The organism is Paeniglutamicibacter sp. MACA_103, from assembly GCF_045798555.1.
GTDB lineage: Bacteria > Actinomycetota > Actinomycetes > Actinomycetales > Micrococcaceae > Paeniglutamicibacter.
In genome coordinates this window covers 18,999-45,162 of record NZ_JBIXLN010000014.1, presented here as the reverse complement: position 1 = coordinate 45,162, position 26,164 = coordinate 18,999, and the positions used below count along the sequence as shown (strand labels likewise).

General features: G+C 65.2%; 29 protein-coding genes. 17 read left to right on the top strand and 12 right to left on the bottom strand.

Annotation, left to right across the window (positions count from 1 at the left end):
• Positions 1-744: an amino acid ABC transporter ATP-binding protein gene (locus tag ACIPVK_RS08770; protein WP_407611586.1), complete on the top strand. Its 744-nt coding sequence runs from the start codon at positions 1-3 to the stop codon at positions 742-744.
• Positions 745-830: 86 nt separating this feature from the next.
• On the opposite strand, the gene ACIPVK_RS08765 is transcribed toward ACIPVK_RS08770, so the two are convergent.
• The 3 genes from ACIPVK_RS08765 to ACIPVK_RS08755 all read right to left on the bottom strand — a co-directional run bounded on the left by ACIPVK_RS08765 (position 831) and on the right by ACIPVK_RS08755 (position 2,842).
• On the bottom strand, positions 831-1,478 hold the full coding sequence (locus tag ACIPVK_RS08765; protein WP_407611585.1) for a GNAT family N-acetyltransferase: 648 nt from the start codon (positions 1,476-1,478) through the stop codon (positions 831-833).
• Positions 1,479-1,644: 166 nt separating this feature from the next.
• The gene (locus tag ACIPVK_RS08760; protein WP_407611584.1) at positions 1,645-2,199 is read right to left on the bottom strand and encodes a Dps family protein; all 555 of its coding nucleotides are present in this window, start codon (positions 2,197-2,199) and stop codon (positions 1,645-1,647) included.
• Positions 2,200-2,350: 151 nt separating this feature from the next.
• Positions 2,351-2,842: a DUF6328 family protein gene (locus tag ACIPVK_RS08755; protein WP_407611583.1), complete on the bottom strand. Its 492-nt coding sequence runs from the start codon at positions 2,840-2,842 to the stop codon at positions 2,351-2,353.
• A gap of 135 nt (positions 2,843-2,977) precedes the next feature.
• Between ACIPVK_RS08755 and ACIPVK_RS08750 the strand changes: the two genes are divergently transcribed.
• The gene (locus tag ACIPVK_RS08750; protein WP_407611582.1) at positions 2,978-5,509 is read left to right on the top strand and encodes an ABC transporter; all 2,532 of its coding nucleotides are present in this window, start codon (positions 2,978-2,980) and stop codon (positions 5,507-5,509) included.
• A 48-nt stretch (positions 5,510-5,557) separates the two neighbouring features.
• On the opposite strand, the gene ACIPVK_RS08745 is transcribed toward ACIPVK_RS08750, so the two are convergent.
• From ACIPVK_RS08745 to ACIPVK_RS08735, 3 genes are read right to left on the bottom strand one after another with little or no spacing between them, the layout of a single operon-like run.
• On the bottom strand, positions 5,558-6,160 hold the full coding sequence (locus ACIPVK_RS08745) for a dual specificity protein phosphatase family protein (RefSeq protein WP_407611581.1): 603 nt from the start codon (positions 6,158-6,160) through the stop codon (positions 5,558-5,560).
• A gap of 1 nt (position 6,161) precedes the next feature.
• Complete coding sequence (locus ACIPVK_RS08740; RefSeq protein ID WP_407611580.1) at positions 6,162-6,815, bottom strand: VWA domain-containing protein; 654 nt, start codon at positions 6,813-6,815, stop codon at positions 6,162-6,164.
• Between the two features lie 31 nt (positions 6,816-6,846).
• On the bottom strand, positions 6,847-7,209 hold the full coding sequence (locus ACIPVK_RS08735; protein WP_407611579.1) for a hypothetical protein: 363 nt from the start codon (positions 7,207-7,209) through the stop codon (positions 6,847-6,849).
• 126 nt (positions 7,210-7,335) lie between these two features.
• Between ACIPVK_RS08735 and ACIPVK_RS08730 the strand changes: the two genes are divergently transcribed.
• The gene (locus ACIPVK_RS08730) at positions 7,336-8,478 is read left to right on the top strand and encodes a hypothetical protein (RefSeq protein WP_407611578.1); all 1,143 of its coding nucleotides are present in this window, start codon (positions 7,336-7,338) and stop codon (positions 8,476-8,478) included.
• A gap of 4 nt (positions 8,479-8,482) precedes the next feature.
• Here ACIPVK_RS08730 and ACIPVK_RS08725 read toward each other — a convergent pair whose 3' ends face one another.
• Positions 8,483-10,027: an FAD-dependent monooxygenase gene (locus ACIPVK_RS08725; protein ID WP_407611577.1), complete on the bottom strand. Its 1,545-nt coding sequence runs from the start codon at positions 10,025-10,027 to the stop codon at positions 8,483-8,485.
• A gap of 322 nt (positions 10,028-10,349) precedes the next feature.
• Here ACIPVK_RS08725 and rlmN point away from each other — a divergent pair, with 322 nt between their 5' ends.
• The 10 genes from rlmN (at position 10,350) to ACIPVK_RS08675 (ending at position 18,735) form a co-directional block, all read left to right on the top strand.
• Complete coding sequence (gene rlmN / locus ACIPVK_RS08720) at positions 10,350-11,555, top strand: 23S rRNA (adenine(2503)-C(2))-methyltransferase RlmN (RefSeq protein WP_407611631.1); 1,206 nt, start codon at positions 10,350-10,352, stop codon at positions 11,553-11,555.
• 42 nt (positions 11,556-11,597) lie between these two features.
• Positions 11,598-12,077, top strand: coding sequence for a carboxymuconolactone decarboxylase family protein (locus tag ACIPVK_RS08715; RefSeq protein WP_407611576.1), 480 nt, complete (start codon positions 11,598-11,600; stop codon positions 12,075-12,077).
• A gap of 7 nt (positions 12,078-12,084) precedes the next feature.
• Entirely contained in the window at positions 12,085-12,903 is an 819-nt protein-coding gene (locus ACIPVK_RS08710; protein WP_407611575.1) for an oxygenase MpaB family protein, read from the top strand.
• Between the two features lie 255 nt (positions 12,904-13,158).
• Positions 13,159-13,761: a SipW-dependent-type signal peptide-containing protein gene (locus tag ACIPVK_RS08705; RefSeq protein WP_407611574.1), complete on the top strand. Its 603-nt coding sequence runs from the start codon at positions 13,159-13,161 to the stop codon at positions 13,759-13,761.
• A gap of 8 nt (positions 13,762-13,769) precedes the next feature.
• Entirely contained in the window at positions 13,770-14,378 is a 609-nt protein-coding gene (locus ACIPVK_RS08700; RefSeq protein ID WP_407611573.1) for a SipW-dependent-type signal peptide-containing protein, read from the top strand.
• Positions 14,379-14,389: 11 nt separating this feature from the next.
• Positions 14,390-15,589: a signal peptidase I gene (locus tag ACIPVK_RS08695; protein WP_407611572.1), complete on the top strand. Its 1,200-nt coding sequence runs from the start codon at positions 14,390-14,392 to the stop codon at positions 15,587-15,589.
• Positions 15,586-16,140 carry a hypothetical protein gene (locus ACIPVK_RS08690; RefSeq protein WP_407611571.1) on the top strand — a complete coding sequence of 185 codons (555 nt, stop codon included), beginning with the start codon at positions 15,586-15,588 and terminating at the stop codon, positions 16,138-16,140. The genes ACIPVK_RS08695 and ACIPVK_RS08690 overlap by 4 nt, the downstream gene beginning before the upstream one ends.
• A gap of 348 nt (positions 16,141-16,488) precedes the next feature.
• Positions 16,489-16,854 (top strand): thioredoxin, encoded by a 366-nt coding sequence (trxA, locus tag ACIPVK_RS08685; protein WP_407611570.1) that lies wholly within the window; start codon positions 16,489-16,491, stop codon positions 16,852-16,854.
• A 119-nt stretch (positions 16,855-16,973) separates the two neighbouring features.
• The gene (locus ACIPVK_RS08680) at positions 16,974-18,179 is read left to right on the top strand and encodes a pyridoxal phosphate-dependent aminotransferase (RefSeq protein ID WP_407611569.1); all 1,206 of its coding nucleotides are present in this window, start codon (positions 16,974-16,976) and stop codon (positions 18,177-18,179) included.
• Positions 18,180-18,324: 145 nt separating this feature from the next.
• Positions 18,325-18,735, top strand: a complete 411-nt coding sequence (locus ACIPVK_RS08675; protein ID WP_407611568.1) for a DUF2695 domain-containing protein — start codon at positions 18,325-18,327, stop codon at positions 18,733-18,735.
• Between the two features lie 6 nt (positions 18,736-18,741).
• On the opposite strand, the gene ACIPVK_RS08670 is transcribed toward ACIPVK_RS08675, so the two are convergent.
• From ACIPVK_RS08670 to ACIPVK_RS08660, 3 genes are all read right to left on the bottom strand, one after another.
• Positions 18,742-19,227 carry a septum formation family protein gene (locus tag ACIPVK_RS08670; protein WP_407611567.1) on the bottom strand — a complete coding sequence of 162 codons (486 nt, stop codon included), beginning with the start codon at positions 19,225-19,227 and terminating at the stop codon, positions 18,742-18,744.
• 245 nt (positions 19,228-19,472) lie between these two features.
• The gene (locus ACIPVK_RS08665) at positions 19,473-19,910 is read right to left on the bottom strand and encodes an acyl-CoA thioesterase (protein ID WP_407611566.1); all 438 of its coding nucleotides are present in this window, start codon (positions 19,908-19,910) and stop codon (positions 19,473-19,475) included.
• Positions 19,911-20,008: 98 nt separating this feature from the next.
• Entirely contained in the window at positions 20,009-20,524 is a 516-nt protein-coding gene (locus tag ACIPVK_RS08660; protein WP_407611565.1) for a MarR family winged helix-turn-helix transcriptional regulator, read from the bottom strand.
• Between the two features lie 93 nt (positions 20,525-20,617).
• On the opposite strand from ACIPVK_RS08660, the gene ACIPVK_RS08655 reads away from it, so the two are divergent.
• Positions 20,618-21,289 (top strand): NADPH-dependent F420 reductase, encoded by a 672-nt coding sequence (locus ACIPVK_RS08655; protein ID WP_407611564.1) that lies wholly within the window; start codon positions 20,618-20,620, stop codon positions 21,287-21,289.
• A 36-nt stretch (positions 21,290-21,325) separates the two neighbouring features.
• Complete coding sequence (locus ACIPVK_RS08650; RefSeq protein WP_407611563.1) at positions 21,326-22,369, top strand: LLM class flavin-dependent oxidoreductase; 1,044 nt, start codon at positions 21,326-21,328, stop codon at positions 22,367-22,369.
• A gap of 478 nt (positions 22,370-22,847) precedes the next feature.
• Here the strand turns inward: ACIPVK_RS08650 and ACIPVK_RS08645 are convergent, their stop codons facing one another.
• On the bottom strand, positions 22,848-23,744 hold the full coding sequence (locus ACIPVK_RS08645; protein WP_407611562.1) for a hypothetical protein: 897 nt from the start codon (positions 23,742-23,744) through the stop codon (positions 22,848-22,850).
• 302 nt (positions 23,745-24,046) lie between these two features.
• Between ACIPVK_RS08645 and ACIPVK_RS08640 the strand changes: the two genes are divergently transcribed.
• Complete coding sequence (locus ACIPVK_RS08640; protein ID WP_407611561.1) at positions 24,047-24,679, top strand: dihydrofolate reductase family protein; 633 nt, start codon at positions 24,047-24,049, stop codon at positions 24,677-24,679.
• A gap of 70 nt (positions 24,680-24,749) precedes the next feature.
• Here ACIPVK_RS08640 and ACIPVK_RS08635 read toward each other — a convergent pair whose 3' ends face one another.
• Positions 24,750-25,295 carry a YceI family protein gene (locus tag ACIPVK_RS08635; RefSeq protein ID WP_407611560.1) on the bottom strand — a complete coding sequence of 182 codons (546 nt, stop codon included), beginning with the start codon at positions 25,293-25,295 and terminating at the stop codon, positions 24,750-24,752.
• Between the two features lie 431 nt (positions 25,296-25,726).
• On the opposite strand from ACIPVK_RS08635, the gene ACIPVK_RS08630 reads away from it, so the two are divergent.
• Positions 25,727-26,002 carry a hypothetical protein gene (locus ACIPVK_RS08630; RefSeq protein ID WP_407611559.1) on the top strand — a complete coding sequence of 92 codons (276 nt, stop codon included), beginning with the start codon at positions 25,727-25,729 and terminating at the stop codon, positions 26,000-26,002.
• Positions 26,003-26,164: the final 162 nt, after the last annotated feature.

Sequence of the window (26,164 nt, the reverse complement as noted above, 5' to 3'; positions counted from 1 at the left end):
ATGTCATTTCTGCAAATACGAGACCTGCACAAGTCATACGGATCCGCCCAGATCCTCAAGGGCATTTCCCTGGAAGTGGCCCGCCACGAGGTGGTCTGCCTCATCGGTGCCTCGGGTTCTGGAAAATCAACGCTGCTGCGGTGTATCAACGCACTGGAGACCATTGAATCCGGCGAGATCCTGGTTGATGGCGACCAGGTCACCGGCCTGGGCGTGAACCTCAACGTCCTGAGGCGGAAAGTGGGCATCGTCTTCCAGTCCTACAACCTGTTTCCCCACATGTCGGTGCTGAAGAACATCACACTGGCACCCACCCTGATCGGGGGAATGTCCAAGGAAGCCGCCGAACAGCGGGCCCTCGAGCTCCTGGACAAGATTGGTCTGCGCCACAAGGCTGCGTCCTACCCCGACGCCTTGTCCGGGGGCCAGCAACAGCGCGTAGCGATTGTCCGTGCCATGGCCATGGACCCGCAGGTTCTCCTGCTCGATGAAATCACCGCAGCGCTGGACCCGGAACTCGTCGGCGACGTGCTCGAAATGATCAGGGAACTGGCAGTGGGTGGGTTGACCATGCTTTTGGCCACGCACGAGATGGGTTTTGCCCGAGAAGTTGCCTCACAGGTTTGCTTCCTGCATCAAGGCAAGGTCCTTGAGCGGGGAACGCCTGAGGAACTGTTTGAAAATCCCCAGGAAGAACGCACCCAGCAATTCCTGAAACGGGTCATCACGGCCGGAAGGCTCTAAGGTTCAAGGTCCCGAGTCCGAGGCCGGTGCGACAACTTCAAATTCGGCATCGGGCTCAGATGCCGCACCGAAAAAATGGGGCCGGATTATGTTCGTTCGTGGCGCTCGCCCTCGAAGTCGATGCGCATGACCAGCCGGCGCGGTGTCGGATGGCTGACCTCGCTGAACCCGGCCTCTTCGAAGATGGACCGGCTGCCCACGAACATCTCGCCCCACATGGACTTCTTGCCCTCTTCCAAGAGCCTCGGGTATCCCTCCAGTGCGCGCGCACCGCGGTCACGGGCGAAGTCCACGGCCGCGACCGCCATGGCCCGACTGACACCCATGCGCCGGTACCCGGTGCGCGTGACGAAGCAGACCGCCGCCCAGACATCCTCGCTGTCCTTGTCCTCGTCTCGCCCTGCCCACGGGATCTTGGAGCCGAGCAGCCGCGGGTAGGCGGTGCGCGGCTCCACGGCGCACCAGCCGACGGGCTCGTCCTCGAGATAGCCGACCAGCCCGCTGGTCTTCTTGGCCCGCGGGGTTCCGCATGCCGTCTGATCACGGAGCCGCTGGGCCCGTTCCTCATCGGTGAGCGCCCCGAAGCTCTTTCCGGGATTCTGGAACCACTGGCATCGGCAGTGGCCGGGATCGCCGCGGGTGCCGAAGATCTTCTCCAGGTCCTCGCTGCTGGCCTGGTTGGCCGGAACAATGCGCATGGCGGCGCTCTTCGTGGATTCCTGGTTTGTTTCCATTTGCGAGCTCTCCCACGGCTTGTGGCATGCGCCAGCCGTGGTCCGGCCGGCTCCCTGGCTTCGAGACTGCCAGTGCCACATTCGCCGGTCAAGGGCACAGCGCGAACGAAGGGCGGGGACGGAAGCGCATGCCCTTCCGTCCCCGATCTTCGTCTTGCGTTTTGGCCTACTTGGCCTTCTTGGCCGCGCCCTTCTCGGTGCGGGCACCACCGCTGGCCAGGTCGCCCGCGCTGTTTTCCAGATGCGATCGCATGAACCACTGGAACTGCTCGAGCGCTGCGGTCTGGCCGATGAGGATGTCCTCGGTGATCGGGTCCAGCTTGCCGACCTCCTCGATGGTCTTGCGCATCGAGGTGATGACCCCGGTGTAGACCAGGTCAAGGGCGGCGAGGTGCTCGCTGGTGCTGGCCCGCCCGATCTCGTAGTCGTCCCAGGCGCGTGCCGCGACCAGGGCGCCGGGCAGGCCATTGGGTGCCACGCCCATGGTGGCCATGCGTTCGGCCAGTGCGTCGATCATGCCGCGGACCAGGTCGATCTGCGGGTCAAGCATCTCGTGGACGCCGATGAAGTCGCGTCCCACCACGTTCCAGTGTGCGTGCTTCAGGGTCAGTTGCAGGTCGTTGAATGCGTGGATCCGCATCTGCAACGCGCCCGCAACCTTGTGGCCGTTGGCCAGGGTCATTCCCGGAACCGTGAATCCTGCGTTTGCTTTTGCTGCCATTACTGCCTCCTCGATTATCGACTGCTGGGCAGTCTTCCGTGGATATCCATGTGATGTAGCGGTGACAGCAAGGTATCACGCACAGGGGCCGAAACGCCCGGGGTTTTCGCGAATAGAAAACAACGGTGGGTTAATTCGAGAATTCGGCCGTTCAATCCGCCGGGAGCTTCGAGCGCGGGGTGACTATCCGCGGCAGGACGAGCAGCAGGAAGAGTGCTGCAGCCATCAGGATTCCTCCCACGATCAGACCCGTTTGCCATCCGTGGAGGACCTGGATGACGAACCAGACGCACCCGGCGACCAGCACGCCCACCCCCACGACGACCAGCCTGGAGATGACGTGGCCCAGGTGAACGGTGGTGGCCTTCAGCTGTTGCCCGAAGAAGTGGCGGTGCACGGCCACGGGTGTCACCAGCATGATGATCAACAGGGCGGAAGCGACCAACAGCACCAGATAGAACCTCTCGTCCGGAACCTCCAACGTGTCGAAGCGGGATTGGAAGGGAAGGACCACCAGGAAGGCCGCGAGGATCTGCGCGCCGGTCTGCATCACGCGCATCTCCTGCAGCAACTCGTTCCACTTGCGGTGCAACTCCTTGTCGCTGTCCTCGGTCGTCTTGGCGGTGTCGCTGTGCTTGGCCATGTCCGTTCCTCTGCTGGGGGTGATTGTGAAAAAACCCTATGCGACGCACCACTGCAGGACCCGGCGACGCGGCCGGTGGAGCACTCAAACCACGACGCGGCTGGAGATCGGGCATGCCCCGGACCTAGGGTGGGGATGGTGAACAGCATTGGGCAGGACACCGAGTACACCCCGGCACCAAGCACCCATGACGGATTCGTCCATGTGCGCGGCGCCAACGAGAACAACCTGCAGGATGTCGAGGTGCGCATCCCGCGCGATGCCATCGTGGCCTTCACCGGGGTCTCCGGATCCGGGAAATCCTCGCTGGCCTTCGGCACCATCTTCGCCGAGGCGCAGCGCCGGTTCCTGGAATCCGTGGCACCGTACGCGCGCCGGCTCATCGCCCAGGGACACACGCCGAAGGTCGAGTTCATTTCCGGCCTGCCCCCGGCCGTGGCCCTGCAACAGCGCCGCGGCACCGCCAGTTCCCGCTCCACCGTGGGCACGCTGACCACGCTGTCGAACTCGGTGCGGATGCTCTTCTCCCGCGCGGGGGACTACCCGGACGGGGCGCCCCGCCTTGATTCGGATTCCTTTTCGCCGAACACCGCGGTGGGCGCCTGCCCGCAATGCCATGGGCTGGGCGTCGCCCACACCGTCACCGCCGATTCCCTGGTTCCCGACCCCTCCCTGAGCATCCGCGAGGGGGCGATCGCCGCGTGGCCCGGAGCCTGGCAGGGCAAGAACCTGCGCGACATCACTTCGCACCTGGGCCACGATGTGGATGTGCCCTTCAAGGAACTGCCCAGGGAGGTGCGCGACTGGCTGCTGTTCACCGACGAACAGCCCGTTGTGGAGGTGACGCCCGAGCGCGACAGGGTCGCAAAACCCTACAAGGGCCGCTTCTGGAGCGCTCGGCGCTACGTGCTGCACACCGTGGCGGATTCCAAGTCCGAATCGATGCGCGCCAAGGCGCTGCAGTTCATGGAAACCGGTCCCTGCCCAGCGTGCTCGGGCACCGGCTTCCGCCCGGAGGCCTTGGCCGTGGGCTTCGCCGGGCTGGACATCGCCGAGTTCAACTCCACGGCACTCGACGCCCTGGCCGCGGTGCTGCGTCCGGTCGCCGAGAACCGGCCGCAGCCCGGGGAGGAACCCGCACACGAGGTCGCCGCGTCGATCGCCGCCGATCTGCTTTCGCGCATCGAGGTGCTCACGGGGTTGGGCCTGGGATACCTGAGCCTTGACCGCGGCACCCCGACGCTTTCCCCGGGCGAGATGCAGCGCCTGCGCATCGCCACGCAGTTGCGCTCGGGTCTCTTCGGGGTCATCTACGTGCTCGACGAGCCTTCGGCGGGCCTGCACCCGGCCGACGCGGCGCCGCTGCTGGAGGTGCTCGAGGCACTGAAGGCCGGCGGAAACTCGGTCTTCGTGGTGGAACACAACATGGAGGTGGTCTCCCGCGCCGACTGGATCATCGACGTGGGCCCCGGGGCGGGGGCCGGGGGAGGCAAAGTGCTCTACAGCGGCCCGGTGGCCGGGCTGTCGCGGGTGGATGAATCGGTGACCCGGCGTTTCCTGGAGCCCCGCGAGGACGCCGCGGTGACGCGTGCGCCGCGGACGAGTGGGCACTGGCTGGAACTGGACGGGATCTCCCTGCACAACCTGGCGGACCTCGACGCGCGTTTCCCGCTGGGCGTGCTCAGCTCGGTCACCGGGGTGTCCGGATCCGGCAAGTCCTCGCTGGTCAGCCAGGCGCTGGCCCATGGACTCAAGGACAAGCTGCGCGGCGCCGGGGAGGACGGAACCGCCGACGCCGGCGTCGGGGACCCGGCCGCCGATGCTGCCCGGGCAACGGTGCGCGAGGTGCGAGGGGCCGGGCGGATCGACCGGATCGTTTCCATGGACCAAAAGCCCATCGGCCGCACCCCGCGCTCGAACCTCGCCACCTACACGGGCCTCTTCGACGCGGTGCGCAAGGCCTTCGCCGAGACACCCCTGGCCCGCGAGCGCGGCTATGGTGCCGGACGTTTCTCCTTCAACGTGGCCGGCGGGCGCTGCGAGACGTGCCTGGGCGAGGGCTACCTGGAGGTGGAACTGCTCTTCCTGCCCGGAAGCTACGGTCCGTGCCCGGTGTGCCACGGATCGCGTTACAACCCCGAGACCCTTGAGGTCACCTACGCGGGCAAGAACATTGCAGAGGTCCTGGCACTGAGTGTGGATGCCGCCGCGGAATTCCTGGCCGGGATCCCGGCAGCCGCCCGGTCGCTGGAGACGCTGCGCGACGTGGGACTGGGCTACCTTTCGCTGGGCCAGCCGGCGCCCGAGCTATCCGGCGGCGAGGCCCAGCGCATCAAGCTGGCCACCGAGCTGCAGCGCGCCAGGCGCGGGCACACGCTCTACTTGCTCGACGAGCCCACCACCGGCCTGCACCCGGCCGACGTGCAACTGCTGCTGGGCCAGCTGCACCGGCTGGTCGATGAATCCAACACCGTGATCGTGGTCGAGCACCACATGGATGTGGTGGCCGCCGCCGACTGGGTCATCGACATGGGCCCGGACGGGGGAGATGCAGGAGGGACGATCGTCGCGACCGGCACGCCGGACCAGCTGGCCGCCCACCCGGATTCCAGGACCGCGCCCTACCTGGCCAAGCGCCTGGGACAGGTGGGTTCGAACGCGCAGTAGCCGGCGAGCGCGGCACCTCGCGCTCGCCGGCCGACAGTGAGTGGGGGCTCAGGCCGAGAAGCCCAGGTCGCGCCGGTGGTTCTGGCGCATCACGTGGCGGATGCGCCCCACGGCGCTGGGCGTGAGCACCTCATCGATGTGCTTCTGCAGTGCCCGCGCCTGCTTCTGGGCGTTGGCCGGGTGTCCGCCCTTGCGCAGTTGCCGGGCCACGTGGGCCGCGAGCGCGTCCTGTGCGTAGGCGATGAAGGCCTGCGGGCGGGCGGCGCGGATCATGTCGAAGGCCTCGATGGGGGAGTGCCCGCGATCCAGCAGGATCGCGAACCCCATGGATGGGCCGCGGTTGATGCCCATGTGGCAGTGGGCCAGCACCTTTCCGCCGTCGCGTGCCGCCAGCCGGGCGAACCGAACTCCCTTGTCGAAGACCTCCGGGGCCACGACGTGGCCCTCGGCGTCGTCGGTGCCCAGCCAGGCGTACTTGATCCGGGCGACCTGCCAGATGTGGGCGTCGTTGGCCTCGATGCGCAGGTCCACCACGTGGGTGATGCCCGCGTCGATGATCTCCTGAAGCTGCGGGACCCAGATATCGATGTCTTCGTCCAGGTCACCGCCCACGGCCAGGTCGTTGGTGACCCAGTTCAGGTTGGGCCGCATGTCACTTGCCCGTGTCCTTGCGCTGGCGCTCGGTGAAGACGCCCTCGGCGAGGACCTCGTCCCAGTCCGCGCCGCGCCGGGTGGCGCCGCGGACCGATGTGGTCATCAGGCTGTAGGTGTCCATGGCCTCCGCCGCGGTGTCCCGGGTGTAGGTCAGTGAGCGGTCGGGGGAGACCCCCAGGCTCGTTCCGACCTCGACGGCATCCTGGTCGCAGCCCATGTAGGAGATGACCCACTTGTCGACCTTTTCCTGGGTCTGGATCAACTCGCGGATGGACCTTTGCGTGTACTTCGTCGATGCGTTCTCGAGCCCGTCCGAGGCGATATTGAAGTGGACAATTCCCGGGCGCTTGTCGGCGGGCAGCTTGGCGATCTGCTGGCGGACATCGGTGATGGTCCGGCCGATGGCGTCATACAGCGCGGTGGTGCCGCGGGGCTCGAGGTTGAAGTGTGGAACCTCGGCCAACGGCATGTTCCGGTAGGCGGCCTCGAAGCGGTCGTCGAACAGGTAAAGCGACGCGGTGGCCGTGCCGGGCTGCGCCTTCTGCTCGGCAATGTAGGCGTTCAGGCCGCCCTCGATGTCCCTCTTGATGTCGAACATGGAACCGGAACGGTCAAGCAGGAAGACAAGCAGTGCTGAATCATTGTTTGACATGACGAGTGCCTTTCGGGAAGCGGCGCTTTTTCTAGCTGGAGCGCCTTGGTTTGAAGGTCATCGGTTCGGTGGGCGCGGGGCGCCCGGTTTCCGAGTCATAGCGGGCCCGCTCGATGGAGGAGCTTGACACCTTGCCGCCGGCATCCGTGTAGCTGGAGAGCTGCGAGGTGCGGGCCAGCCGCGGGGGGACCGCGTTGGGCGAGAGCCCGGCGCGGACGGCCACCGAACGGATCGACGCGCCCTCGAGGGTGGCCTTGGCCATCTCCTCGTTCAGTGCGGTGTCAATCAATTCGCGGACCTCTCCCAGTCGTTCGACCGCGCCCAGCGGGTCGGAGGGGACATCCTCCAGCAGCTCGCGGGCTTCGTCGATCGGGGTACGCTTCTTCTTGTTCATAAACTAATCATGCGCAGTTTATGAGCATGTGTCAATAGTGCGTAAAGAAATCTTTTGCGCACCATTCGGCCAGGCCGAGACCACGGGCCTACAAGCGGGTTCCCGAAAAATGGAAGAATCGACGGTGTGGATATTGAACTTGGCCCCCGGCGCCGGAACGAATCGGCGGACATGCAGTTCCGCAGTGAGAGCTGGGCCCTCTGGCTCGGGTTCGGCTGCACGGTGCTCGGCGTCGTGGTCGGGCTCGTTGGCTTCGCGAACCACCGCCCGGACCTGGCCGGCTACCGTTCGGTGGGCGTCTTCTCCGCGATCCTTGCGGCACTGACCGCATCGGCAGGCAGCATCTTCGGGTACCTGAAGGTGCTGAGCAAGACGGAGCCCTGGCTGTTGGACTTCCCCCTGTACCGGCAGATCATCAACGCCGCGGCCCTGGTGATCCTCCACGCGGCAATCTCCGCCATGGCCGCACTGGTCACCTTCCGGATCTTCCAGGATGCCTTTCTGGGGCTGACCGTGGACAGGTATGCGGCAAGCCTCATGCTGGGCATCACCGCCGGGATCGCCGCCTACGTGGCCCTTCTGTCCTCGGCGCGGGTGACGGGGCAAAGCCTCTCCACGCTGCTGGCGGCCTTCATGACCACCGGGGTGTTCATCAGCATGCTGGGCGCGGAAAATCCCTACTGGTGGCAATCTATGTTTTCCGCGCTGGGGACGAGGGACTCCGGGCTCACGTCCTTTTGGACCTTCAACGTCACCCTGGTCGTTTCCGGCCTGGTGCTCAGCACCCTGACCGCGTTCATCGTGCGCGACGTGATCCAGATGGCGCGCATCCACGACAAGCTGGCACGTGCCCATGGCAGGCCGCGGCCCCGCATCATCCGGCCGCGCCCGGCCGTGGTGCGCACCTGCCTGCTGGGCCTGGGCGGCTGCGTCATCGGCATCGGGCTGATCCCGTTCAACGTCTCGGCGCCGGTGCACTCGGGAATCGTGCGCATCGCCGCGGGATTCATCGTGGTGCTGCTCCTGGGCGCCGCCCTCTGGCTGCCCGGATTTCCCTGGGTGTTCCACCTGTTCTCGTTCGCCTGTTTCCTGGGGCTGGTGGGCGCGGCCCTGCTCTGGCAGCCGCTGGCCTACTACAACCTCACGGCCTTCGAGCTGGCGGTGGTGGGCATCGTCTTCGGGTGGCTGAGCGTGTTCATCCGGACCACCGACGCGGCGCTCGCCGTCAAGCGCAAGGAACTGGCCGACGTCCTGGCCGTCAACGGCTGAGCGGTCAGGCGGGGACCTGTTCGAAGTGGGCCACGAACATGTCCGGGCGCACCAGCACCACCGAGCCGTTGGGCAGGAGGCGCTTGGGTGCGGCGGCAAATTCATGCAGCGGAACCCGGTACTCGGCCGCCAGCTGCTCCCCGCGGTCCCGGCCCGCCGGACCATAGATGTGCACCTGCCAGTTGGCGTCGTTGAGCACCTCGAAGTTGTCCGCGTGCTCGCCGGTGCGGTTGGGCACCCACGGCAGGCGGCGGCCCAGCACCTTCCCGCGGCGGCGCGTCCGGGCAAAGCCGCTGGCAAGGGCGGCGCGGTCCTTGGCGCTGTCATCCATCCAGTAGTGGATGCGGATCTGCGAGAGGTACCCGAAGAAGCGGCGCCCGGCCGGGATCCTGCCCACCAGGCGCACCGCCGCGGGCCAAAGAACGGGCAGCACCCGCGTGCGCACCGTGCGGGCCAGAAGCGAACTCGAGGTGGCGAATGCGAAGAGCCGGTCCGTAGTGGCCACCAGGCGCAGCGCCACGGGGCGGCGCTCGAGTTCGTAGCGCTGGAGGTAGGTCTCGGGCATGCGTCCGGACAAGACGTCGGCCAGCTTGCACACCAGGTTGTGCGCGTCTTGCAGCCCGGTGTTCATGCCCTGGGCGCCGACCGGCGAGTGGATGTGCGCGGCGTCCCCGGTCAGGAAGACCCGGCGCCGTCCGAAGTGCTCGGCGACGCGGTGGTGCACCCGGTAGGTGGTGAACCACTGGGCCGAGTTATACCTGACGCCGAACTCGCTGCGGAGGCTGGCCCGCGCGCGGTCCTCGTCGATGTCGGGCTTTTCTTGGCCGGAGTCCTTGGGCTCGTGCAGGATGCCCAGCAGCCGGCGGCGCTCGCCGCCGTTCTCGTCGTTGCCCATCGGGAAGCCGAGCATGAAGTTCTCGTCCGAAAAGCGCAGGTTGATGCCCGAGCCCATGCCGGTGACGCCCTGGGCGTCGAGGACGTAGAAGACCTCGTCGTCGGTCGTTCCCTCGAATGCGATGCCCAGGGCTTCGCGGATCGGGGACGAGGCGCCGTCCGCGGCGATCACGTAGCGCGCCGAGATGTGCGCCGGACCCTGCGGCCCGCTGCATTTGATGAGTATCCGGTCCCCGGTGTCGGCGAAGGATTCGTAGCCGTGCTCCCACAGCACCTCGTTGCCCGCGTTCTTGAGGTACTCGGCCAGCAGTTCCTCGTTGGCGCTTTGCTCCAGCATGGTCAGCCCCGCGTAGTGCGTCTGGGCGTAGCCGAGCCGGTTGAGCTTGATGCTCTTGAAGCTGCGGGCACCGATGCCCGGGCGCATCTCGCCGGTGGGAACCGCCCGTGCCTTGACCTCGTCGGCCAGCCCCAGCTGGCGGTAGATCTCCATGCTGCGCGCCTGCAGCGCCAGGGCGCGCGATTCGCGGGTCGGGCCGCTCTTCAGGTCAACGACCTTCGAGTCGATCCCGAACTTCTGCAGCCATGCCCCCGCCATCAGGCCCGTGGGCCCGGCACCGATTACCAAAACGTCTGTGTGCAGTAGCGTCGCGTCCATGTTTCCCACGCTACGCCCCCATGCCGGGCAAAGCACTGGTGAGTTGGGGCTGGCGGGTCGGGTCGCTGTGCTGTAGAAGTCGCTTCGGCGGGGAGGTGCTTTGCCGTGGGACGACGCCGGCAGATTGCGGGGCGTCTGCCGGAACCTGCGGCAGTCGGTGGTGCCCAATCTCACCGCCCACACTCTGGACATGCATGGGAGAATGGAGGAGATGACTTCCCCCAAAATTTCCCCAGTGACCGAGCCTGCCACTACTGCGCCCGCCGCAGAGGACGCCGCGGCCCGCCGCGCCGCCCAGGCCGCGGCCCAGGGTGCCCAGCAAATGCGCATCTCCGAATCCCGTGCCAAGGCCGAAGGCCGCGCACAGGTGCGCCCCACCGCCGAGGGGTGGAAGCAGGCCATGGGCGACGACGGCCGCCCGCAGCTCCAGTTCACCGCCAAGGCCCGCGTCAGCCAACCTCCGGTGCACCTGGCTGATCTCACCCTGGCCGAGCGCGCCGAGAAGCTCAAGGAGCTGGGCCTGCCTGGCTTCCGGGCCAAGCAGCTCTCGGTGCACTACTTCCAGCACTACACCACCGATCCCGAGCTGATGAGCGACCTTCCCAAGGACCGCCGCGCCGAGCTGGCTTCAGTCATGTTCCCGAAGCTGCTCACCGAGGTCAAGCGCCTGGCCACCGACGATGGCCGAACCATCAAGTTCCTTTGGCGCCTCTTCGACGGCTCGCTGGTCGAGTCGGTCTTGATGCGCTATTCCAACCGCATCACCCTGTGCATCTCCTCGCAGTGCGGCTGCGGCATGAACTGCCCGTTCTGCGCCACCGGCCAGGCCGGACTGACCCGCAACATGTCCACCGCCGAAATCCTGGACCAGATCGTCCAGGCCAACCGCGTGATCGCCGAGGGCGGCCTGGGTGGCCAGAAGCACCCGGAAGAGCGCGTGGGCAACATTGTCTTCATGGGCATGGGCGAACCCCTGGCCAACTACAAGCGCGTCATGAACGCCGTGCACCGCATGGTCGCCGAGGCCCCCGAGGGCCTGGGCATGAGCGCCCGCGGCATCACCGTCTCCACCGTGGGCCTGGTCCCGGCCATCAACAAGCTTTCCGAAGAGGGCGTCCCGGTCACCTTCGCGCTCTCGCTGCACGCCCCGGACGACGAGCTGCGCGACGAGATGATCCCGGTGAACTCGAAGTGGAAGGTCGACGAGGCGCTGGACGCCGCGTTCAACTACTACGTGAAGACCGGTCGCCGCGTCTCCATCGAATACGCGCTGATCAAGGACATGAACGACCACGGCTGGCGCGCGGACCTGCTGGCCCGCAAGCTCAACGCCCGAGGCCGCGGTTGGGTGCACGTGAACCCGATCCCGCTGAACCCGACCCCGGGATCGGTCTGGACTTCCTCGGAGCCAGACGTCACGGCCGAGTTCATCGACCGCCTCGAATCCGCCGGCGTGCCCACCACGCTGCGCGACACACGCGGCAAGGAAATCGACGGCGCCTGCGGCCAGCTCGCCGCCGCCGAGTAGGCTTTAGGCAACACGTTGGGGCGCACAGGTGCCATTGATGAGATGAGTCGAGAAGTGTCACTGGCAGCACCGTTTTTCCTGGACAAGTCCGATCCCGGCAGCTGGAAGGCGCTGAACGCGTTTTCGCTCAAGGTCAAGGAAGCCGCGACAGCTGCCGGGCTGGGCACCCGGCTCATCGAGCTGCTCAATGTGCGCATTTCCCAGATCAACGGCTGCTCGTACTGCTTGGACATGCACGGCCGGATGGCACTTGAAGCAGGCGAGACCGCCCAGCGACTGGCGGTGCTCTCCACCTGGCGCGAGACCGAGTTGTTCGATGACCTGGAGTCGGCCGCACTCTCGGTCGCCGAGGCAGCGACCGTGCTGCCCGATTCCGAGACCCGGATTGCCGAGCTCGCCGCATCCCGACTGGTGCTGGACGATGCGCAGTTCTCCGCCGTCCAGTGGGCCGCCATTGCCATGAACGCCTTCAACCGCGTGTCCATCCTGTCGCAGCACCCGGTGCGTCCGAGCAAGAAGTAGCGGCGCAGTGGCTGCGGGCACGGGGGATTCCCGGGGTGCGGAAGCGCCACCCGAATCGGTGCTCTCCCGCTACGCCCCGGAAGGTGTCTACCTGCTGGGCGGTGGCCGCGCCATCCTGTTGCAGCTCGCGCTGCCCGGGGTGGGCCACGGCGTGGCCCGGCATTCGAATTTTGCCGTCAATCCGTTGGGCCGCCTCAACGGCACCTTGACGTACATCTACGCCCTGAGCAACGGCACCGATGCGCAGCGGGCCAAGGTCCGCGAGATCGTCGACGCCGCACACGCGCCGGTCAAGGCCCCCGCCGCCAAGGACGGTTCGCACCCCGCCTATTCCGCGCGCGACCCGAAGCTGCAATTGTGGGTTGCGGCAACGCTCTACGACTCGGCCATGACGATACAGCGTGCGGTGTTCCCGCCGCTCGACGACGACACCGCCGAGGCGCTGTACCTCAACTACGCGCAGCTGGGCACCGAGCTGGGCATGCCCGCTCACCTTTGGCCGGCCACCCGGGCCGACTTCGCGGATTACTGGGCCCAGACGCTTGGGCAATTAAGGGTCGACGCGCCGGTCCGTGCGGTCGCCCATGAACTCCTCGCCGCCAAACATGCACCGCTGTGGATCCGGGCCGCGATGCCGCTGGTCCGGCTGATGACCATCGGGCTGTTGCCCGAGCCGGTGCGGGTCATGTACGGCTTCGCGTTCGGTCCGCGTCAGCAACGCCGGATGGACCTGGTTTTGCGCGGCGCGCGGTTCTCCGTGCGCATCCTGCCGCGGCGGATCCGGCATTTTCCCATGCGCTTCTACTTGCGTCGTTTGGGTAGCTGATCGGCCTATTAAGCTGGCCGTTTGGCCGCCGGGCAACCTCCATTCGGCTCCATGTAGTCAGCCGTTAGCGTCGATCGTCCAGACTTGCCTAGATATTGGCCATCGTTTCGCCAAAATCCCGAAACCGTACTGTTTTGGCATTTGGCCGCTGTTAGCGTGAGTTGGTGGAGTGAGACGCCGAGAAACGGTGTTTCACGGTCTGGGTCTCTTGAAATATCCAGCATCTCCACGGTCTTTCTAGCTCAGGGGGAGCGAATGTCTCAAAAGGAAAAGAACCGCAAGGTACGGGCGATACTGGCCGGTGGATTGGTACTCGGTGTCGGTGCGGCGGTCACGCTCGCCGCGTGGAACGACTCCGAATTCGCACAGGGAACATTCGGTGCCGGGCATTTCAACATGCAGGGCAGCACCAACGGCACGGACTTCAGCGACCACGCAGCGGGCGCGCCGGCGCAGCTGGGCTTCTCCCTCGGCTTCGATGGCCTCAGCCCCACCGACACGGTTGCCGCGCCGTTCGTGATGCACCTGGACCCGGATACCACCAATAACGCAGAGGTCAGCGTGGCCTCGGCCACGGTTTCGGGCACCGCCGCGCTCGAGCTCAGCTACGGAATCGTGCAGGTGGATTCGTTCGCTTCCTGCACCCCGACCGCAACCGGCACGCAAATCGTCCCGGCCGGCACGCCCCTGGACTCGGTCACCGGCGCAAGCCCGTTCACGCTGGCGAAGAGCACCGCACCCGGCACCGACCCGGGCGCCGATGTGTTCCTGTGCCTGCAGGTAACCGCCAGCTCGACCATTGCCCAAGACACAACGGCCGTCGGCACCTGGGAATTCGTCGGCACATCGACTCCCTAAGCTGACGGATGCGACGCGATCTGACGCCGGCCCGCAGGCGGCGCTTCACCCGCCTGCGGGCAGTGCTCGCCGGCGGCCTCGTGCTCGGCGTCGGCACCACGGCAACACTTGCTGCGTGGACCGATGAAGAACACGCCTCCGGATCCTTTACTGCCGGCACCTTCTCGATCGTTGGAAGCACGAACGGCACCGGCTTCAGCGACCATCCGACCGCGCCCGGTGCCTCGCTATTGTTCACCGTGACCCCGGACGCCATGGTGCCGGGCATGACGGTGTACGCGCTGTACTCGGTGAAGACGACAGCATCGAGCGTGGCCGGCTCCGCGCAGGTGTCAGCGGATGCGGGCAACGCCAGCGGGCTCGGCTCCTACCTGCGCTACGGCGTTCGTACGGTTGCGGGAACCACCTGCAACGCCACCACCTTCGCCGCCGGCACGCCGATCGTCGACACCGGTACGACGCTGACCACGGGATCCACCGCAAAGAGCGCGCTGGCGGCCAACGGGGCTTCCGCTGTCAATTACTGTTTCGCCGTCACCCTGCCCACGACCGCACCCAACGCCGCCCAGGGCACCACGCTCACGGGACGTTGGGTCTTTGCGGCGACGGCCGATTAGCAGGGCCGGACATGGATAGACGCATGCGGGGCGCGGGAAGGTTCCTTGGCGATGCCGTTTTGAGCCTGGCGGCCTTCGGCGGACTCATCTGCGTGTTGCTGGTCATTCTCGCTTTCGCCTTCAACATTTCCCTGATCATGTTCAAGACCGGTTCCATGGGCCCGACGATTCCTGCCGGATCCCTGGCCGTGGTCCGCGAAATCCCCGCACCAGAGATCCGGGTCGGGGATGTCGTGACGGTTGGCCGCCCGGCTGCCCTCCCCATCACCCACCGCGTGACCTCCGTGGCGGGCGGGCCGTCACCGGCCGAGCGCGTTATCACCATGAAGGGGGACGCCAACGAGGCCGAGGACCCGGCCCCGTACACCGTCGGTAATGTCCGGATTGTCATGGGCTCCGTGCCCAACCTGGCGTACGGAGTGGTGTGGTTCTCCAGTCCGTGGGTGCTGGCCCTCCTGACACTTGGCGCATCGGGGCTGGTCACGTGGGCGTTCTGGCCGCGCGAGGCCGAGGGCGGTGACGAAACCGGTGACGGCGAGCGTGTTCGCGTGCCGGGACAACCCGAAAACGGCTCGCACTCCGCGCTGGTCTTCCTTGTCGCGCCCCTGGCCCTTGGATTCGCCTTGGCCGCTCCGGCCCAGAGCACTACGGAGGAGATCGTTGCGAGTGGGCATCTGAGGATGACCTCCATCGGCGACCACGCTGCAATGGCCCAGCTGGCGCCCGGGGAACCCGTGCAATGGCAGGTCGGTGTTGCCGCCGAGGAACCGGGCACCGGCGTTGTACGGATTGAATTGCTGGGCAACGGGAATGCGGGGCTGGGGCTGCATGCGGCCATTCGTTCCTGTGACCGGCGATGGGTCGAGGGGACCTGCACCGGGGGAACCGACAAGCTACAGGTCGCTGGTCCGATTGCCGTTGACGGGGCCAAACGGCAGATGACAACCATGTCCGCGGGGGAGGAACGCTGGCTGCTGTTCGATCTCTGGCTGCCGGAGGCCAGCGCCCCGGATGCCGCTGGAGGACCGGTCCACTTGCAAGTTCACGCGTCGGGATTCGGCGATGACGTCAATAGCTCGCCCGGGCCGGTCGGCCCGCTGGCCCCCACCGGGACCAACCCGATCCTGGCCCTGTTCGCAGCCGTGGGCTCCGTCGGTCTCGGCCTCGCTCTGGCCGGCGCGGCAAGAATGCGAAGGAAGCGGAACCGATGAACACTGCCGCGTCCCAGGACCTGAACACACGAAGGCAGCGCCACAGCCGACGGCGCCTTGGCGTTGCCATGGCGATGTGTGCCGGGCTTCTGGTTGCGTTGGTCCCGCCCGCGGCAACCACGGCCGCCTGGACGGATGCCGAACACGCCTCGGCGGGCTTCTCTGCGCTGGTGGTTCCGGCCCCGGTCATCGACAGCTGCACGGCGGAGAGCGTCTTGGTCAACTTGAGTCTCAGACCCAGGGTCATTCTCACCTGGCACTATCCATCAGCCGGATACACCCGTGCCGGGGCACAATTCTGGTCTGGAACCAGTGTGGCCACCCTGGCCCAAGTGTCCGAGGGAAACGGGGTTTCGACGACGGGCGCGGATCCCGGCCCCTACACCAGCACGTTCCAGGGCGGTCTGCTGGCCGGGCTTCTCGGGGGAACGGCCCACGTCGGAATATCTGCCGGGCACTCGTCCGGCTGGTCCTCCAAGGTCTCGACCGCCCGTGCCACCTTTCCCCTGCTCGTGGGCTCGGGCACGTGTGTGATCACTAACGCATCCTGATGCCGATCAACGAGTTGGATGTCGGGGGCCTTGTACTGGCCGACGCCTCCAACTGGGGATTCGGCGGTGACGGATTGAAACCCTCTCCGTCCAAGTCGTCCTGATTAGACGCAGCTACAGCGATCCGCGACCGCGACGTCTCCGAGCGCATCCTCGATGTGTTCGCCGCAGCCTGCCCAGGTTGGCTTGGCGCAGCTATCGCAGGTGACCTTCTTGCACATGTGGTGACTCCCTTGGAAGATTTTGAACGAACTCCCTAGGAATATTACCGTTGCGCGCATGGTTGACCTATTTGCGGATCCGCTCGTGATCCGCGGCAACCACACCTCCCGAAGGGATGAAGCACGCATGGCTTCCGTTGAACTCAATTCCGCAAATTTTGAATCCACCATCACCGAACCCGGCACCGTATTCGTGGACTTCTGGGCCGCATGGTGCGGCCCGTGCCGCAACTTCGCACCGGTGTTTGAATCCGCCAGCGAGAAGTACCCCGACATCACCTTCGGCAAGATCGACACCGAGGTCGAGCAGCAGCTGGCCGCCGCCGCGAACATCACCTCGATCCCCACGCTGATGGCGTTCCGTGACGGAATCCTCGTCTTCTCCCAGCCCGGCGCACTGCCCGCCGAGGCGCTTGAAGCCTTGATCGGCCAGGTCCAGGGACTGGACATGGAAGCAATCAAGAAAGACATCGCTGCCGGATCCAAGGCATAATTCCCCTGCACTCAAGCGATCAGAAGGCCCCGCCACCGGTGGGGCCTTCGCGCGTCCGTCCTCCGGCATGTGACAGGCTTGGTGAAGTCGCCAATACGGCACAAGCTACCGGAGGAAAAGTGCAGAGCAAGTTGAAGGTCGCGGACCGGGCGAAGGTTCCGGCGTTTGAGGTCATGAACATCCTGGACCGGGTCGCCCAGTTGCGGGCTGCGGGCCGCAACGTCATTTCGCTGTGCGCGGGTGAGCCCAACGATGGCGCCCCGTCCGCAGTCTCCAAGCGGGCCGCCGAGATCCATGCGGCAGGCACGCCGCTGACCTACACTCCGGCCCTGGGTATCCGGGACCTTCGGGAAGCCATCGCTGGACACTACAAGCGTTGGTACAACATCGAGGTTTCGGCGGACAACGTCGCCGTCACCACCGGCAGCTCCGGCGCCTTCATGCTGACCTTTCTCTCCGCGTTCAACGCCGGCGACAAGGTCGCATTGGCCCGCCCCGGCTACCCCGCCTACGCAAACATCCTGCGCACCCTGGGCATCGATGTCATTGAGCTGGATGCCGGGCAGGAATCCCGCTACCAGCCCACCGTGGAGCTGCTGGAAGCGGCCTGGCGGGAACACGGACGGCTCGACGGCCTGATGCTGGCCTCCCCGGCAAACCCCACCGGCACCATGGTCTCCGGCGGTGAGCTCGAGGAGCTCGCAGGGTGGTGCAAGGAACGCGGCGTCAGGCTGATCAGCGACGAGATCTACCACGGCATCGACTACCCGGAACCGGGGTCGGAAGTCCGTCGCTCGGTCAGTGCCTGGGAATTGGACACCGACACCGTGGTGATCTCCAGCTTCTCCAAATACTGGGGCATGACCGGCTGGCGCTTGGGTTGGGCGCTGGTTCCCGACGACATGCTGTCCACCGTGGACGCTCTGGCCGGCAACGTGGCGCTGTGCCCGCCGGCCCCCGCGCAATATGCCGCGCTGACCGCATTCACCGAGGACTCCTACGCCGAGGCCGAAGCGCGGGTGGCCGAATTCGCGCGGACCCGCGCCGCGGTGCTGGACTCCATGGGTCGCCTTGGCTGGGGCGAGAGCGCGCCGGCCGACGGCGCCTTCTACCTGTATGCGGATCTGGGCGACCAGCTCGGCTCCCATGAAAATGCCGCCGCCTACTGTGCCGCACTACTCGAAGCTGAAGGCGTGGCCATTGTTCCCGGCAACGACTTCGACCACGTCAACGGACAGCACCATGTTCGCCTCAGTTTTGCCGCCGGATTCGATGCGGTGACCGAGGCCATCGAGAGGATTGTGCGGTTCCAGGGCAACGCCTGACGCCGGGCAGGGGAGCAGGGCTTCCCCTCACAGCGGCACAGGACGGCCTGGGTGATGCCCGGTGTCCACAATCAAGGTGCCTTGAAGGAGCCAAGCTCGGCTGTTGTACCCATGCTGAAGACTCCACCGATTCAAGGAGTTCACCATGGACCAATACACCGTCTCGGACCTTGAGGATGCTCTCAAGATCGCGAAGAGGCTGCTGCCGCCACGCTACGAATGCCTCGCCTGCTACGTCAACCGCATGCTTGAGCACGGATGCAGTGGGCTGAAGTGGTGCACCACCTACCGGGATCTTCGTGCACCGCGGGCCACCTCGCTGGAGCGGAAATTTCCGGCCCTCGGCGGCTACTGCGATTGCGAGGTCATGGCCAACGTGTTCAGGATCAACGACGAGTTCTGGACACGCGGCGACGACGGAGAGACCGACGACAGCTACGTACCGCCATGCCACAAGGTCCGGTTGGGAACCATCCGACCTTGCGAATTGTGGCTGATGCGCAGCGGCGTCCAATGGGGCGGGGGAGTCTTCCGACCGGTGAACAAGGCGTCCTAGACGGGCCTATCGATTGGAGCTGGCGAGCGATCCAGTGCTCTTCCCGTTTTCGGGGTCGGCAATCAGGCAATGCACTACCCTGTCGCCGTCGGCCCAGCTGAGTTCGGTGGGCTGCAGGGAGGTGTACTCCAGCCGGGAATCCTCATAGGAGCGCCCCACGAACGCCCGGAATACGGGGTCGCACTTCTCATAGGTGAGCTCGTCCATGGCGTCTGCCGTGTTGGGATAGGCGGCATCTTGGATACTGAATTCGTGAAAGACCTCTAGTTCGTGAGGCTCCGAACAGGGAACGACAGAGACGCGGTCGACGTCGCCCTCGCCCGGGTCGTTGAGGCAGTCGCCGACACGGATGGAGAAGGCATCAGCAGTGGCTTGTTTGTCGATGGTCCCGGTCTCATCGCGCGGTGCTTCGCTGGCGCCGATCAGCGCGCAGCCTCCGAGCGACATGGCGACCGCGACCAATAATACAACCGCCTTCGTGGCTCGAATCATCGTTTTGTCCCCCTGTGAAGTGCATGATCGTTGGACATATCCTAGCTGTCTGCTGGGAATCCGCTGGCAATGGAGGATGCGTGTCGAGACGGTTCCGGTCTAGAGTCTCTGGCTGTGGAATGGCAACGATGTTGAACTCGAACCATGGCACGGTGAGCGATGGCCAGGAGCGCTGGATTCGCTTTGCGGAGCAGGGTCACGATCGGTGCGTTGGCGTTCTTGGCGTTGGATGCCAGGGTGGCGGACTACTGCTCCTCGGGCTGCTTGATTTTCAGGTGCTCGCCGGGGATCCGGTCGCGGTCGTAGGTGATCTCCGAGTAGCCGTGGGGGGCGGGGGTTCCGTCCGGGCCCATGTTCACGAACACGATCTTCTCGATGGTCAGGATCGACTGGCGGGTGATCATGTTGCGGACCTCGGCGCGCATCGTCAGCGAGGTGCGGCCGAAGTGGGTGGCGGTGAGGCCCATCTCGATGAGGTCGCCTTGCTGCGCCGAGGAGACGAAGTTGATTTCGGACATGTACTTGGTGACCGCAAAGCCGTTGCCCAACTGGACGATGGCGTAGATTGCCGCTTCCTCGTCGATCCAGCGCAGCAGGCTGCCGCCGAAGAGCGTGCCGTTGGCATTGAGGTCTTCGGGACGGACCCATTTGCGGGTGTGGAATGTGATGTCGCCAGCGTTCATGTCACGAGTCTATGGTGTTGGCGACTTTCGGTTCACGGTTAGTGACCGGAACCATCCGCCTGTGACGTCGGCGTGGGCTGGCCCCGCAGGCCGGGCGATTAGCCCAGGTGGTCCATGGCCTCGCAGGGGTTGGCTCCGGGCTGCGCGCGGTGGATCGCCATCGAGAGCTTGGAGACCAGATGGGCGAGTTGCTCGCTTTCACGTGCATCGAGCTCGGTGAGCAGGGTTTGCTCGGTCGCGGCAACGCGGGCCTCGAGCCTTTTCAGCAGGGCCTCACCCCGCTTCGTGGCAACGATTTTCCGGGCCCGTCGATCCGTGGGGGCGGGAACTCGCTCAACGAGGTCGGCGGCCACGAGATCGTCAATGAGGTAGGTCAACACCGTACGGTCGATACCGAGGTGTGCCCCCAGTGCCTGTTGGTTGGCTGGGTCGTGGTAAACCACGGTGGAAAGCATTTGGTAGCCGCGCACCGAACAGGGCATTTCCGCCACGGCCTCGGCAAAATGCGTTTGGTGTCCGCGCAGGATCATTCCCAGGTGCCAAGCGAGATCGCCGGGGATGAATCCCGGCAACGGCTTTTCGAATGCGAGGGGCGCGTGCTGTGTGGAAGCCATGACATCAATCATACCCGACATTGTGAAGTTGCCCAGATGATCTGCGAGGAATATAGTCTGTAATACAACATAAATCTTTGGAAGGCAGGACGCATGGATATCGGCGCACAAGAACACGTGGCTTCGCGGGGGACCGTTGGCATCCTGGGTGCCGGCCGCGTGGGTACGGCCATTGCCCGCTTGGCGATTGCCGCCGGATATCTGGTCAAGGTCGCCACCTCCAAGCCGGCCGCCGATAACGAGCTGATCATCGAGATCGTCACCCCTGGCGCGGTGGCCGTCGACGCAGCCGAGGCTGCCGCTTCGGACTTGGTGGTTGTCGCCATTCCGCTGCACAGGTACAAGACCTTGGACGCGGGTGCTCTCAGTGGCAGGGTTGTCATCGATGCCATGAACTATTGGGCCGCAACCGACGGCGACATTGCCGACTTCGAAAACACCAACCTGTCTTCCAGCGAGGTCGTGTCCGCATACCTGGACGGATCGCGCGTGGTGAAATCCTTCAACCACATCGGATACCACGAGATGGAACCGGATGCCGCGGAGCCGGGAACTCCGGACCGGCGGGCGCTGGCCATTGCCGGGGATGACGATCTGGCCAAGGAGCTGGTGGCCGGCTTCATTGACACGCTGGGGTTCGACTCCGTGGACGCCGGCGAACTCGCGGCGGGAAACTCCTTTGAGCCAGGAACCGATATCTTCAACGGCCGCTTCAATGCCGCCGAACTGGCGAACGCGCTGCAGCGCAGCCTTGCCGCCGCCTGAACCGCCACACGCACTCGACGAATGAGGAATGAACACATGGAAATCGGCGCCTACAGCTTTGGCGACACCCAGCGAAACGTCGACGGATCGCTGCGATCAACCGGCGAGGCCATCCAAAACCTGTTCGAGGCAATCAAGCACGCGGATGCATCAGGTTTGGACTACTTCGGCGTGGGGGAACACCACACCGCCACGATGCCGGCGTCCTCGCCCGGCGCCCTGATCGCCGCCGCGGCCGCCGCCACCAGCAGCATCAAACTGGGCAGCGCCGCAAGCATCATCAGCACCGACGACCCCGTGCGCATCTTCCAGCAATTCGCCACGGCCGACGTCATCTCCGGGGGCGGGCGCATCGAGATCACCGCCGGGCGAGGCTCCTCCGTGGAAACATTCCCGCTATTTGGGTACGACTTGGGCGAGTACGACGAGCTGTACACCGAAAAGCTCGACCTGCTCATTGCAATCAACAATGCGGACACCCAAAATGTCACGTGGTCCGGGACCAAGCGACCGGCGATTGCGGACCTGGCTGTTGTGCCCCGTCCCCTCGGCGGAAAGCTGCCGGTTTGGGTGGCCACCGGCGGCAATGCGAGTTCCTCGGCGCGTGCCGGGCAATTGGGCCTTCCGGTGTCCTACGGCATCATCGGCGGGGCGCCGCACCGTTTCGCCCCGCTGGCCGAGCTCTACCGGCGCGCTGGAGCCCAGGCGGGGCATTCGGAGGAATCGTTGAAGGTCTCGGTGGCGGCATTGGGCCTGGTGGCCCCGACCAAGAAGGAAGCGCTCGAGCGCTTCTACCCGGGCTGGCACAACCTCAACGTGGAAATGGGACGGCTGCGCGGCTGGCCTGCGCCCGACAAGCGCGCCTACGACGCGCAGGCCGAGGCCCCGGGTGCCTACTATGTGGGTTCCCCCGACGAAGTGGCGGAACGCATCGTCCACCTGCACGGCTACATGGGCCATATGCGCCACTTCCTCCAAATGGATATCGGTGGACTCCCGCAGGAACACCTGCTGGAGTCGATCACGCTGCTGGCCACCGAGGTCAAGCCGCGCGTACAGCGCCTGCTCGCGCAAAAGTAGCTTCACCGCGAGCTCGTTCGAGAATCGTTTCCCGAGTCGAATCGGCCCTCACGCGTCGATGGCACCCAACTGGGTGGACCCAGCCAGGTTGACCCACGTGAGTGTAGAACTACGGGCCGAATATTGTTTGGATTGGACCTGTGGTCGCAAGCCAGTCGGGTTGCGCGGCTAAGGGTGCATGGGGTGGGTCCTTGGGGAATGCCGAACCAGATTTGGTTAAGCGGTCCTGCCCCGGTGCATCAAGGGGTGCGGATACTCGTTGGACCTTGGACCACCTGCGTGTTGGCTGGGGGATCGGGGCGCATCGAACACTTCGGGTTTGTGCCGAAGCCATGCAGGCAAGCGCCTGCATGGACAACGATGTGGCCCGTTGCCGACGAAGACCAATGCCGTGGTTGGAACGGGGGTGCCGGGCTGCTTGGGGGTATCCGGCACCCCCGTTCCCCATCACGCTTGCGGGATGCGGCCGGAGACGAAACTAAGTCTTGCGCCGTTGGCCCATGGCGGTCTCTGCGGCTTGCTCGACGGTGAGCCCGTCACCAGGGTCCACCAATGCCAGAAACAGCGATAGCGCGGCGGTTCCCAGGAGCGAAGTCCGCTTCGCGTGGTCTAGCACCGCCTCGTCCACACCGGAGATCAGCCGCAATCCGAGTCCCTCCGCCATGGCCTGCAGCAAGATGTTGAAATCTTCCATGGTCACGCCCGGCCTGAACGTGAGCCCGTAGTGTTCAAAAACGCTGCTGTAGAGCGACATCCATACCTGCGAAAGATTCGTGTACATGCGTGCCAACGCCTGCGCGGACGCGGAATCAGCCTGGGCAGTGGCCACGGCCAGCAGCTGAAAGCGGAAGGCGGGCAGCTCCAAGACGAGTTTGAGGTCCTCGTAGGCGACGCGGTGGACGGCCCGGGGAAAATCCTCGTCAGCGGTCAACAAGTCCTTGGCATGTTGCGAGAGTGCGACCTGGAGGCTCCAGTGTTTGTCGGCCAGGGCGTAGGAGACGAAGTCGGCCAGAAAAGCTCCATGCGAGCTCCAGCGGTGGCGCATCATGTTTTCGCTGAGGGGAAAGTCATCGCCGCAATTCTTTTTGGCCTTGGCCAGGACCTTTCGGCGGGATAGATATGACATGACCGGCCGGGCGTCTTCCTCGTCGGCGTCAAGCAGTTGTTCCGAGAGCGCCGGGGTGAAGAGCTCGGTGGTGAGGTCGAGCGCGGCATCGAGAAACGCGCGGGTCTCGCGGCCGTTGGCCAGTCGTTTGCGCGTCATCGCGGTACGGCCAGATACATTCGTGACGATCTTGGCGTCGTAGAGATCGAGATCCGGGGTCGGGCGCGCTTCGGAGGATCGGCGTGGCTGGTTGTGCTTTGGTTCGATCATAAGTTGCCTCCCCCATGCGAGATTAATGACAAGGATTTTTCTAATTCCAACGTACCGCACTGGAAGCGTGCGGACGAGGTGGCTTGCGAAGAATGCTGCAACCGCTGTCTGGGGGCGACGGCGCCCCCAGCGCGGCAGTCGAGCCGAGCCGGGAAATCGAGGATTCACTGGCCCGGCTGTTTTGCGGTCGCGGCTGCGGGCGTAGCCTCGGTGCGTGGGGCCGGAGGGAATGGTTCTCGCGTGCGGCGGGGCGCTCGAGGTATCCATGGTTGCCCCGATGATTCATGGAGAGGTGGCAAGAAATGCGCAAGCTTATGGTTCTGAACAACGTGACCCTTGACGGTGTCATGCAGTCGCCGGGACGGTCCGACGAAGATACACGCGACGGATTTGCCTATGGCGGTTGGGCGGTGAAGTACGGTGATCCGATTCTGGGCGAATTCCTTGGCCGGGGCATGGCCGCTGAAACCGAGCTTGTCCTGGGGCGGCGGACCTATGAAGACTTCGCTTCGTTCTGGCCGACGCAACGGGACAACCCCTTCACCGAGAGGCTGAACAACCTGACGAAGCACGTTGCCTCCCGCACGCTGACCGAGCCGCTTTCCTGGGTCAACTCCCGGCTCCTGGCGCCCGATGCGGTGGCAGCGGTTTCATCACTGAAAGACGGGCCCGGCCCAGACCTGCTGGTCATGGGCAGCGGAAACCTTCTGCAGTCGTTGATCGCCGGAGGCCTGGTGGATGAGTACACCTTGCTGATCCACCCGCTGATTCTGGGAACCGGCGCCCGCCTCTTTGCCGGGGAGCTGCCGGATATGGCGCTGGACTTGGTCGAATCGCTCACCACGACCACCGGTGTCATTATTGCCGTCTATCGGCCGGTGCCAAGGGTGCCCTCCGAATCTGAGGCCTTGGCCGGCACGTTGCCCAAGGATTAGGGGTGCCGATAACGCCGCAGGGGCGCCATCCACGGATCGTGGATGGCGCCCCTGCGACGGCTGAAGCAGCTTAGTTCTGCGAAGCGAGAACGAAAGCGGAATCGATGTTGATGGTGACCTTGTCGCCCACCAGTACGCCGCCGGCCTCAAGGGCAGCGTTCCAGGTGATGCCGAATTCCTTGCGGGAGATCTGCGTGGTGGCGGAGAAGCCGGCGCGGGTGGCGCCGAACGGGTCAACGGCCACGCCGCCGAACTCGACCTTGAAGGTCACCGGCTTGGTGGTGTCCTTGATGGTCAGTTCGCCCTTGAGCTCGAAGTCTTCGGGGGAGCCTGCGACGCCGGTGGACACGAAGGTCATTTCCGGGAACTGCTCGACGTTGAAGAAGTCCGCGCCCTTGACGTGGGCGTCGCGGTTGTTGTCGTTCGAGTCGAAGGACTCGGTCTTGACGATGGCTTCGACCTTGGAGGAGGCGACCGAATCGCCCACGGTCAGGGTGCCGGTGACGTCGGTAAATGCGCCGCGGACCTTGGAGATGCCTGCGTGGCGAACGGTGAAGCCAACTTCGCTGTGCGAGGTGTCGAGGTTCCAGGTACCGGGGGTGATTTCAATGCTCATGTGGAAAACTCCTTGTGTTGGAAGCCGGCTTGTTCACCGGTTTGCATGCTTATGTATATAAATATGACACAGGGTGATTGACGTGTCAACCATTATTTTTGCTGATGCAACACTTCTTAACATGCCACCGGTTCCCGGCCTCATGGCGGAGCCGCAATTAATGCCGGATGAACATTCGGCGCGAGACGTCCCTCGCTGGCCATGCAGGGCACCGGCGGGTGGCGTGTTGCCCTGAAGGCCATGGTGGGCTCGATGCAGGCCCGAGTGGTCCCGAGGCGTGGGGTTATCGCGCTCCGGCGCGGCGCGGCCGGGTTCGGCGCGTGGTGCCCGATTCTGCTTGACTGCCAAGTCAAGGCTAGGCTGTCCATAGGATTGGGCGCGTGATCCGCGTCACGAGGAAGTGCGAGCGGGAGTCAGGCGGAAGGCCGTATATGAACGACATTGTTTTAGAGGCATTGAATATTCTCGGTGACACCGACACCGATGACTCAAGCCCGGAAGCGCGGGGACGCCGTGCCCACGCACGCGTCCTGGCCATGATCGAGGTGGCGCGCGAGAGCCGTCGAAGCCGCCGGGAGCAGCGCATCGCCAACTTGCTAACGCTGGCACAGCTGGACAAGAAGGACGCCTCCGATGCCCTGCGGGAAGCTCGACGGCTGATGTCGCTTGGCGACGACGCGAGCGACTGGGCGCTGAAAGCAGCCTGACTGCCCGCGGAGGGACCCGTTCCTTCGGCCCCGCGGCGCCGGATGGCAGGTGAACGTTGACGAATCAGCCTCCATTTCCTGTGACGGCGTGGGCTTCATCTAGCGGGGTGCACAGCGCGATCGGCATAGGCTGGCCCCGAGCCATACAGAGATTGCAACGAG